The 8,612-nt window shown below is 52.0% G+C and carries 5 protein-coding genes; 3 read left to right on the forward strand and 2 right to left on the reverse strand.

What is annotated here, in order from left to right:
- Nucleotides 1-262: 262 nt before the first annotated feature.
- On the forward strand, nt 263-1,588 hold the full coding sequence (locus LK542_RS22105; RefSeq protein WP_227813598.1) for a hypothetical protein: 1,326 nt from the start codon (nt 263-265) through the stop codon (nt 1,586-1,588).
- A gap of 1,106 nt (nt 1,589-2,694) precedes the next feature.
- On the opposite strand, the gene LK542_RS22110 is transcribed toward LK542_RS22105, so the two are convergent.
- Complete coding sequence (locus tag LK542_RS22110) at nt 2,695-4,281, reverse strand: hypothetical protein (RefSeq protein WP_227813599.1); 1,587 nt, start codon at nt 4,279-4,281, stop codon at nt 2,695-2,697.
- 620 nt (nt 4,282-4,901) lie between these two features.
- On the opposite strand from LK542_RS22110, the gene LK542_RS22115 reads away from it, so the two are divergent.
- Entirely contained in the window at nt 4,902-6,053 is a 1,152-nt protein-coding gene (locus LK542_RS22115; protein ID WP_227813600.1) for a matrixin family metalloprotease, read from the forward strand.
- Nucleotides 6,050-7,303 (forward strand): hypothetical protein, encoded by a 1,254-nt coding sequence (locus LK542_RS22120; RefSeq protein WP_227813601.1) that lies wholly within the window; start codon nt 6,050-6,052, stop codon nt 7,301-7,303. The genes LK542_RS22115 and LK542_RS22120 overlap by 4 nt, the downstream gene beginning before the upstream one ends.
- A 78-nt stretch (nt 7,304-7,381) precedes the next feature.
- Here the strand turns inward: LK542_RS22120 and LK542_RS22125 are convergent, their stop codons facing one another.
- Nucleotides 7,382-8,569, reverse strand: coding sequence for a YcaO-like family protein (locus LK542_RS22125; RefSeq protein WP_227813602.1), 1,188 nt, complete (start codon nt 8,567-8,569; stop codon nt 7,382-7,384).
- Nucleotides 8,570-8,612: the final 43 nt, after the last annotated feature.

Here is an 8,612-nt window from a genome sequence, read left to right on the forward strand (position 1 = left end):
GCCCAGGCAAATCGTTGTGCGACGTGGTATCCATATTTTCCCGTGATGTGGCGCTGAGATACCTCAAGGAGGGTGCTGCAAAGTGTCTGATCAGTGACCGTAGGGTTGACGGTTTCCCAAAAAATATTTGGTCGGTAACTGAAGATGGTGTGCCAATGGAGGCTCAGCTAGAGAATCCAGTTCTGGGCACATATCATGGCTATCCTATGCCAGATTCTGATCCATTTGCCGAGCAAGTACTCAATCGCTGGAAGGGAACGGAATGAATCATTTCCAAATGTCGCATCAATGGACTTTTGCTCATACGGCGGAACCAGAAGAAACCCACACAATGTGCCGGCTTGAGTTGGCGGTGGGAAAACATACACTCACGCAGAACGAAGACATTTTTTCGCAAACTGTATCCGACTTGGTGTTGGTGTCGGCATTACCATTAGCGCAATGGTTTGCTGCATCATGGTGGCGCTTATTATCGGAGCCGTTGCCTCCTAAAAATATTCGCCCCTCATCCGGATTCCGTATGTCGCATGAGATTGGTGCCGCAGGAGCGGGGTACGTTTGGCCGCAGGTCCTTTTTGCTACCGATCGAGAGGCAATGCAAGTTTGGGCTGCGCCTTCCCGTCAAAATGAGCAGCAGTCGGTTCGATACTTAAACGGACTAATAACGCCGGCATCTGTATCCATGAGCGAGTTCGAAAGCAGAGTTGAAAATTTCATCAACTCCGTCATTGCTCGTCTCGATGCAAAAGGCTCGTGTCAGAATAGCCTCAAATCGTTATGGTTAGAAGTACTCGATGAACGAAGCGACGTAGAAACGTCCATGGCACGTCGGTGCGAGGCAGAGTTGGGCTATGATCCAGATGAGTGTCCAGAGAACGCACTCAATGCTGCGCTAAATCTCAAAAGACGTTTAGGCGATTCGACCTTGTCTGAACTTGCGCCTGTTTTTGGTAAAGAGACAGGAGTTGACTCGATAGGTAAACTCAGCGCCTTAATCGATAGTCCTGGTCTAATAGGACGGCCGGTTTTTCCAACCATAGCTTGCGAAAATTCGTTATCAGCTGCACCTTGGGAGCGAGCGGTTGCTGATGCACGATCGCTACGCTCAGAGCTCGGGATGAATTCTGATAAGGTCGAGACGGAAACTTTGTGCGACCTCCTAGGGATCCGTCTCAAGGATGTCGAGGATTTTATCCCGCGGGACGGAAGCGTAGCGGCAGTTGGAAAACCTGTGGACGAAACAAGAATAGCGATTATTCCACGTAGGCGACACCCCAATGGCCGCCGCTTCGAACTCGCTCGTTTCGTTGGCGACTATCTGAAATGTTCGGAGCGTGGTCCACAATGGCTTGCTTCAACGGACCTGAGTACCTCTCGTCAAAAATATCAAAGAGCTTTCGCTGCTGAATTCCTTTGCCCCATAAATAATTTACAGGAGTTTCTTGAGGACGATTTTTCTGATGACGCTATCGAGGACGCAGTCGAGCATTTTGGGATAAGCCCTGACACTGTAAGGTCTCTTCTGGCGAACAATAATCTACTGTATCGCGGATACGGCAGAGCTGCTCTACCGTATGCAGTGAGTTAGGTTGATTGAGATTCGGCGTTAGCACGTTCACTTGCTCTGTTCGACTTAGCTATAATCGATCAAGTATGTGAGTGATACGGATGAGCAAGCTCAAGAGGTGAAAAGTTGTGGTTTTAAACTAAGTCATTGATATTTCTGAGTTAAATACGCCCTGCAAAGCCGCCTAGACGGGTTCGACTCCCGTCCTCGCCTCCAGCATAACAAATACCTGAAAACAGGTGTTGATTAGGATCAGGACAATGGCCCTTTGAGTGGGCTATTGTTTCTTCGTTGATCGGGTTCCACGCCGTGAGATCGATGTCCATCAGCGCTGTGAGTCGGGTAAAAGCTTTGCTTCCTCTTCAATGACTTATCCATGTATAAGTGCTCAGCTCCAGCGCGATAGTCGTATCATCAGTTAGGTGATAGACAAAGCAAGTTTGCGCGATGAGCGTTAATATCGTGCTGCGACTGACTAAGTGGAAGTGGCAATGGTGCGTATCCGAGCTTTCAGCAAATTGAGATCTTCTTCGTTTCGTGTCTCGTCCGTAAGACGCAGCCATAAGCCAATCGCACCCCATGCCATAGCTATTGCATCTTCATGTTGATGAGTTTCTCTTGCGCGGCCCAGATGAGTATCAATTCAGCGAGGGTACAGCTCAGAAGATCGCGATAAGTCCAGTTAGGCTCGTTGGTCAACATTGACACTAAGCTCCTGTGTGCATTCTGGCTGTATGCCACGCCGCTTGTTTGCAATTAATAGGTCGTGACATCTACCTACAACTTAACTCTGTTTAGAGGTGCCTTGGGATGGTTGAACAAGGTGCTTGGCTTGAAGCGCAGAAACACGGTGCCAGTTGGAATTAACGGCACTCGATTATCTATGTAGAACTCGTGTGCGATTAATTCCCCGTGGTTAGGGATACATCACCAGAAACAGCCTCGCGTCCGCAGTCCATCCACCGACGTGCATCGATTTGTATTGCTTACCTGCTTTATTACTTAGCTGCTTTACAGCAACCGAGATTCGGCCGCTGCTGCTGCGGAGCTATGATCGAACTAGCCGGTTGCAGCGCTACTTTGGATCATTATGGCTCGTACTTAGCTAAGAGAAAGCACCTTGAGGTTCAAGTGGTTGTAGGGCGATAGACGTTGGCAATGCTTAAGGTAGCGGTACTGGCTGCCTGCATGCCGGCAGGAAGGCCCAAGCCCCAGAACAGGCATTCAAGCAGGTCTTTCGGTGTGCCGAAGGCTGGTTCGTCAATGATCAGCACGTAAACCCCTGCAAGTGTTGTGAGCAGAAGGAGGAAAACCCAACCGGCCAAATTGGTCGAAAAAACTAAGTAGTTCAAGTGCGCCCGCGTCCGGGGTAGGTGACGTACAGTCCTGTGCGCAAATGCGAACAACGACTCAGAGATCGGAATCTCTAAAGCCTGTTTTAGGGCGATATCTAGCTTCGCGACAATGTCTGCCAATGCGATGCGCAGATCATCCGCTGCCAGTATCTCTAGTGCAGAAAACGTGTCGGCATTCTTCCAGGCGTCAAGCACTGCCTGAACGGCGGCCGGCGGCGGCGATTCAATGCCGGTGAGGTAGGCTACGCGCATTTCCTCAATGGGCTCCAGACCTTCGTCGACAATGATCAATAGGCGTTCGAGTATTGCCCGTTGGGCAGCCACGTACACTGCCAACGTGTCGGCAGAAGAGGTACTGTTGCCGAAGAAATTGCCAAGTACGGACGGCAGACCTTTCCGCCGCAATACTGGCTCCTCAAGGCCTGCTTCGACACGATCTAGCTCTTTGAGCAGCTTCTCAAACTTGTACGGAATCTTGACGCTTTTCAGGCGGAGCCGTAGCGCATCGATCATGGCTAGCAAGTCGACGACAGGACCCAGCATCTCGAGGCGGGAAATACGCTGGCGTAGCAGGTTCGTTATGACGAAAGCCAGCCCAACACCGGCGGCAATACATAGCCCGCCTAGGACCTGCCATTTCCAAGAAGTCACGTAGAGCACGAGCCTGATGGTTTCACCTTCCGGTCGGTCGTTACTCACCAGGGTGACGCTGCCGGTATATTTGCCCGGTAAGGAATGCTCATCCTGCTTTACCGCCAGCCACAATGTTTGCCCTGGCGGTTTCACTATCGTCTCAACGCCAGCGCAGACTTCTATGGTGGAGCACAATGCCAGTTGGCCATCTCGCAAGATGTGCGGACGGGTGGCCTCAACGAATTCGGCCGGAGCCAAGCGCAACTTGATATCTGTCGGAGCACCGCGCGCAACGATGTTCAGGGGAACGCGCCAGTCGCTCCCCACCACCCGTTCTTCCGCCGGCTTGGGCGAAATCTGCCAGCGCTGCGGTGCCTCCGTGCTGTTCAATTCGTATCCACCAGTCCAGCTGGTCTTGTCCACTTGCACCTGCAGGTAGCGAGTTTGCGTTTCGGGGGCGCCAATGCCTGTAATCGTCATGGGCAATAGCCAACTGCGTGTCCCGTCGCTTCCAGCCTGCAGTTCTTGTGGCTTGCCGAACGCTGTTCTCGTCAACGCACCGAACTGGCCCTGCAAATCGATGGGCGGCGCGATTAGCAGTTCACGCGGCAGCTTGGCAGCATTCTTGACAACAAGGACAAGAGCGGCATCGGCCTTGCCGTCGACTGGCATTACCGAGAGTCTGGATGTCGACAGGCTGATAATGGGTACGGCATCCTTGGCCACCGAAGTCCCGTTGGGCGCCGACGCCCCATCCTTCTCTTGCGCGCTTGCGGTAGTCTCGGAATGTGCCGCGCTGACTAACGCAGATAGGACTAGAGAGAATAAACATTGCAGGTAACCCTGTCGCATGTTGCTCCTCAAGCTTTTGCGAACAACCGAATGCTATTCGGATTTCGCATTTGACTGGACTGGCGAAGACGAGAACAGGCCTAGGGCACGAACAAGAACCGCCGCGCCGCCGATTCTGTATGCGTCAGATTCGATACAGCAAGCCTCGCACGATACCGCTGCAGGGGAATGAGCTTCGAAGTAAATGTACACCTGAATCGTAGCGCCAAGCCGAGATGTTTAATTGTCAGTTTTTTGCAACGATCTGCCATTGGTGATAGGTTGCGCCAGCGTTTGGCACACTCCCATAGCGGCACAGACGATAAAACTGGTATCACAACAGCGCAACCGTTCTCGAGATCATGTTCTCGGCGTTGCACCCTGCAAAGAGAAAAAATTAATCTTCTCACTACAAATATTTCAGTGTATCGTTTGAATTAAGTTCTTGAATTGTTTCCCGTCCGGTCCGGGAGTTGACCGGCAATCACTGCCTATTTGAAGCTGGAGGAGAAGCGATGAGCGGTCATAAACATTGCCATATTCCTGACACGCCGGGTCTTTGTGCCGGGAACTATGGTAGGCCCGTCGAAGAACTGCAAGCCTACCTGCAGTGTTTTGGCTATCTGCATCTTGAAAAATTCCAACCGGCATTTGCTGCAGTACGCGATGTCGCTGGAGCCCCTAGCGCTGAATCCGGTGCTTTCGATGATGCCACGACCAATGCACTGAAAAGTTACCAGCATTTCTTCGAACTGGAAGACACTGGCGTGCTGGATGAACCCACGATCGCGAAAATGCGCGAACCCCGCTGTGGCTTTCCCGACATTCCCTCTGACCCGGGCATTGCCGAGTTTGTGGCTCAGGGTAATCGCTGGGACAAGCTTACTCTCACCTATGGCTTCGGCGAGCTTACGCCAGACCTCGACGCTGCCGCTATCAGAAGCGCAATTACGACGGCACTCAATTTGTGGGCTAACGTCACTGCACTGACTTTCACAGAAGTGCCGCTTTCGGCAGAACCGGACTTCGTCATTCGCTTTGTCGCGGGGGACCACGGTGACGGGTCGTCTTTCGATGGCATCGGTCAGGTCCTGGCACACGCATTCTATCCGCCGCCAAACGGCGGAGCGTTGGCTGGTGATTGCCATTTCGACGCGAACGAAAACTGGACTGTTGCACTGCCCGTACCAGACGGTGCATTCGACCTTGTGACGGTCGCCGCGCATGAGTTCGGTCATTCTCTTGGACTGGCACATTCCAAGGTGGTAGGAGCATTAATGTTTCCGACCTATTCCGGTGCGCAGCGTGCGCTGACCCAAGATGATATCGATGGCATCCGATCGATTTATCCACGTCCTGGCGCATTTATGGCAGGGTTTCATGTTCTGAAAGCCTTGGCAATTGAAGTTCTAGATAGGTATACGGAAGAGGACCTGTTGGAGCGGTATGGTCGAAATTTAAATGACGATACACAACTCGATTTTCTTGGGATTACCGAAGAAGTACGTGGGCAATTGGCTGAGCCGACTAACGAAGCATTTTTTTCGGTATTCCCGCAGTGGACCCATGTCTCGATTCAGGACACTAAAGGTTGTAAGACGATCGGCGAGTATATTACGCTTGTTGCAAAGCACGCTCAAATTGCGCTTAGCGGAGCGAATAAATGATGCAGCGCCAGTTTGCTGTCATACTTTGCACCTTTATCTGTATCACCTCAGCCATAAGGAACTCGTCAGCAGCCGGCGCGAGTGAAGGCGGGTTACAGATCTCAGGTGCTTGCAGTACCGCAGGCGACGCCAGTGTGCGGCTGGGCTGTTACCAATTAATGTTGCTACGCAAGTCGCCGGGATGGGAGCTATATCAGGAGTGCGCCAGGCAAGAAAATTCTCCTGAACAGCTGGCCTGTTTCGACGCCATCACACCGTTCAAGGCCGAAGGCCAGGCGCAACTTAACCCGGCCTTTTGTTCCGAGGTGCGCGACTCAGGCAAGCGCCTGGCATGTTTCGCGAATGGATACCGCCCTCTGCTGGACCAAAACGATGTCTCCTTCTGTTTCACGGTAACCGAGGATCAGCGCTTGGCGTGCTTCGATCGCTTGCACCAGCCGAACGCGCCAGCTGACAAGCCCAAGTATTGGAAAGTGCTTGTGCGGGAGAAAGGGCTGCCCAAAGCCAAGACGCTTGAGGAAGCGGCGAGCGTCGGCTTCGTGCATTCAAAAGGCGAAACGCATGGCCAAGTGAAGGCTGCCGTGATCCTGCGGGGGGGGGGATGGGCCAATGGGTGGTATCCGTTCGCATCAGCGGACATCAATCAGGACCTCACCGCCAGCACGCGCAGCAATACCAAGTCACTCGGAATCGGCGCCGGCGGGGCGTTGCTAAGGTATGACCGCACGGGTATCGGTCTCGAAACGGTCGTGCAGGCGAAGACAAAGAAGGATTCCGAAATGCATACGGAGTCCGCCCAGATCGTGATCGATAACCAGTTTGTCATAAATCGGCTGGCGACTGGGGCACCTTGGGCGGAGAAGGGGGCTTTCAAGCTGTTTCCCGTGATCGGATTCAGCGTGGAAGACTGGAGTAAAGTGAAGGCCGGCGATTCGAAGGGGCGGGCGACATCGGGCTATATTGCGTTGGAAGGTATGGCATGGTTGCCGCGACAGCGGCGCGTGCAGCTAAACGCCGTGGCTCAGCGGTTCCTCGATCAAAGCGCCACGGGAGGCCGGTCGAAACGGTATGAAAATTACTATTCGTTCGGCCTAGATATCTACCTGTACGACCCGCTAAAGCCTCCGAAGACGTTTACTCCCTTAATTGGCCTGAAGCGCGAGATTGGCCTCAACCCGCTAGAATCGTCCGTCAAACTGAACCGCACGTCGCTGCTCGTGCGGTTCAAGGTGGACTTAGGGCCGTACTAGCCAGCAGCGTGCTTTTGCGCGAAATTCCCGCGCACCATTTATAAGCAAATGGTTGCGAACATAGCTCAACAACTTGATCTATGGAAACGGATGCGCGATTTTTACTCGAGTTGGCGACGACAGAAGACGCTGCTCCCCTGATGAATTACCAACGACGAGTTTATAAAGATGGTCACTCAGAGAACGGAATACTCGTACCTCACTTATCCAATTTGGGTGAGTGATGTCAACAAATGCCGTTTCAAAGCGGTCAGCAGCATCTAAAACATCTATTTTTCCAACAGGATGGGGAAGATCCTCTCGAAATCTAAAAATCCAATCGCGGACAATTTCTATAGTCTCTGTAGCCGAAAAGTTGAACATATTATGCTCAAGCGTTTTGAGAGGCTTTCCGTTGAAAACCCATTTATCAAATTGCTCATGCGAGAATGCCAACGCAACAAGTGTTTGGAGTATCTCTAGCAAACACGCCCCAACGCTGTCCTGCAGTTCGGGCTTAAACGCGGCAGCGCAAACCCCGGCAGGAAATTGACCTTCCGTATGAATAGCAAATCCTAAAACTACAGGCGGTAGATCTTCGCTTTCAAGTGCAAGCAAATGTAGTTCGTATCCCATCGAGCTGATAATATCAAAAGCTGTACTATGACCGGCCCGTATTTCACTAATCGGAAGTCTTACTGCTCTTGAGTCTGCTGTAAACCAAGCTTCCATGATTTTATGACGCTCATAAAGCTCACTAAAAGCTGCTCGCTTAGCGGCAGCAATTCCTACGTGGCAAGCAACCCCGTTTGTCGTGCTTGGGGCACCAATATTTCCGTCGCGTCTTCCATATGGTGCAAATACATCCCCAATTGCTGCGTATGCTACGCCTGATCGGGATTGAGCAGCTATTGCTAGTACCTCTTCACTATACTCAAAACCTTCACATTTCCCCTGCTCAAATCTAAAGAGTCGAATGTCTGATTCAGCTATTTTGGTAAGATACGATTGGTGATGGGAAAGCGCAGCTAGACAGAATCTTTCAACTGCCTCAAATGCTGCACGCGTTAGCGCTCTGTCTTTCGTGACGTCGACTGCACAGCAAATTCGAAAAATGCCGTTCGTGCAACTCCCATCATCGTAAAGCTCAACGCGTGCGACATAGAAACCCAACGTGTTAAAGTCAACCGACGCAAAAGCAATCGGCAATTCTCTGGCTACGATTGGACATCCTGCGCGCTCAAGTAGATCTCGAACGAGCAGGATCGACGAGTTTTCATTACTCAACAGTCACCCCCGCAATCACAGCATCCGCCGCAGCAGCAGCAGC

The sequence above is a fragment of the Massilia sp. IC2-477 genome, assembly GCF_020707265.1.
Lineage (GTDB): Bacteria > Pseudomonadota > Gammaproteobacteria > Burkholderiales > Burkholderiaceae_D > Telluria.